Source organism: Streptomyces sp. NPDC044106 (assembly GCF_056433985.1).
The window spans coordinates 1-2,238 of the sequence record NZ_JBWKFZ010000048.1 but is presented as its reverse complement, the minus strand read 5'-3'; the positions used below and the strand labels follow the sequence as shown (position 1 = coordinate 2,238).

The following is a 2,238-nucleotide window of genomic DNA, read 5'->3' as shown; positions in this document are numbered from 1 at the left end:
TGTCGGCGTACAAGTGAACGTGCACCACCTCGTACGGATGAGAGTGCACCAAAGTTGATGCGGTGACGGGTGGGTGCCGCGAGTCTTCTGTCGTCGGTTTCGGGGTGGCAGAGGGGCGGCTGAGGTGGTCTTGGACCCGCATCGCTGGCTGGAGTTGAGGCGGTTCCGCGGTCTGTACGAATCCGGCGCCATGAGCCTGCGGGAGATCGCGAAGGAGACCGGGCTGAACCGCCGCACGGTCACGAAGTACTTGTCGGGCGAGGCCCCCGTCGCGCCGCCGAAGCGGACGGCTGAGGGGCAACAGTATCGGCGGGCGGTCGATGAGGTCGCTCCGCTCATCGACGCGATGCTCAGGTCGGAGATCCTGCTGAAGGCGTCGGTGATCCACGAGCGCCTGGCGTCGGAGTACAGCGTCACCATCAATTACCAGCGGGTCAAGATCTATCTCCAGGAGGCGAGGCCCCGCATCGCTGAGGAGCTCGGCATCAGTCCGGGTGAACTGGCGGGACTGCACCGCCGCTTCGAGGTCATCCCGGGCGCCCAGGCCCAGGTGGACTGGGGCGATGAGGGCAAGATTCTCGCCCACGTCGGGATCCCGAAGGTCTACTCGTTCCACATGACGCTGTCGTACTCGCGTGATCCGTTCTGCTGCTTCACCACCAGCCAGGACCTAGCGAGCTTCTTCGACTGCCACCGGGCCGCGTTCGCGCACTTCGGCGGGGTGCCGATGACGATCGTCTACGACCGCACCAAGACGGTCGTGCGCCGGCACGTCGCGCCGGGCGAGGCCGTTCCTCTGCATCCGGAGGCGGTCGCGTTCGCCGGGCATTATGACTTCGACATCGACGTCCTGGCCGCCTACCGCCCGACCGGGAAGGGCCGGGTCGAGCGGCAAGTCCTGATCGTCCGCGATCATGTGCTGGCCGGACGGGCCTTCTCCTCGATCGAGGAGATGGATGCCGCCTTCGCGGCCTGGGTGCCGCTGCGGCGGGCCAAGGTGCACGGCACCCACGGCGAGATCATCGGGCACCGGGCCGTGCGCGATCACGTGGCTCTGCGGCCGCTGCCTCCGACGCCGTATGTGGTGACCCAGCGGCATTTGCGGCACGTCGGCAAGGACTGCCTGGTCGCCTTCGACGCGAACCTCTACTCAGTGCCCGCCCGCAAGGTCCGCCCACGCCAACTGGTCGAGATCCGCGCCACGAAGTCGCAGGTCACCCTGCACTCCACTGTCCCCGCCGCCGACGGGAACACACTGCTGGCCACCCACCCCAGGGCGGTCGGCCGCGGCGCGAGGATCGTGGACGAGAAGCACTGGGACGGCCTGCCCACCGGAGCCGGACGCCGTGTCACCACCGGCGATGTGATGCCCCAGCCCCGGCGCGGTCAGCTTCCCGGGCCCGAGGCCGGCTCGCTGCAAGCCCTGCTGAACCGGGCCGCTGCCGCCAGCGTCGAGGTCGGCCGCCGCCCGCTGTCCGTCTATGACGAGCTGACCGGCACTCGCCCCTTCACCACCAACCGAGCGACGAAGGAACCCTCTTGAGCCAGCTGACCGGCAACCGCATCCGCACCACGGCCGGCAAGCTCGGCCTGCCCCACCTCGCGGAGACCATCAACGAGTTCACCCGCCGGGCCGACGAGGCGAAGATGGGCTATCTCGACTTCCTCGACCTGGTTTTGTCCGAGGAACTCGCGGTCCGCGATGACCGCCGCTTCCGTCAGGGCCTGCGGTTGTCGCGGCTGCCGCATCACAAGACGCTCGATGAGTACGACTTCTCCTTCCAGCCCGACCTCGATCCGCGCAAGGTCAAGGACCTTGCGACCCTCGCATTCGTCGAGGCCAAGGCCAACGCGGCCCTCCTCGGCCCGCCCGGGGTCGGCAAGACGCATATCGCCGTCGCCCTCGCGGTCGCGGCCTGCCGGGCCGGCTACTCGATCTACTTCACGACCCTCGACGACATGGTCCGCAACCTCAAGACCGCCGAGGCCGCCGGACGGCTGGTGAACAAGCTCGGCTCCTACCTGCGGCCGAGCGTCCTCGTGGTTGATGAAGTCGGCTACCAGCCTCTCGAACGGGCCGAGGCCAACCTTGTCTTCCAGGTGATCTCCAAGCGTTACGAGAAGGGCTCGGTGATCCTGACCTCGAACAAGACCTTCAGCGAGTGGGGTCAGGTCTTCGGCGACGAGGTCCTTGCCACCGCAATCCTCGACCGTCTCCTGCACCACTGCGAGGTCGTC

2 protein-coding genes are annotated in these 2,238 nt (G+C 67.6%); both read left to right on the top strand.

Going from position 1 to position 2,238, the window contains the following annotated elements; genetic code table 11:
- Positions 1-124 precede the first annotated feature (124 nt).
- The gene (gene istA / locus AC07DI_RS37485; protein WP_478909448.1) at positions 125-1,543 is read left to right on the top strand and encodes an IS21 family transposase; all 1,419 of its coding nucleotides are present in this window, start codon (positions 125-127) and stop codon (positions 1,541-1,543) included.
- Positions 1,540-2,238 (top strand): IS21-like element helper ATPase IstB (gene istB / locus AC07DI_RS37480; RefSeq protein ID WP_478909447.1); only part of this gene is annotated, 699 nt, incomplete at its 3' end. The genes istA and istB, both read left to right, overlap by 4 nt.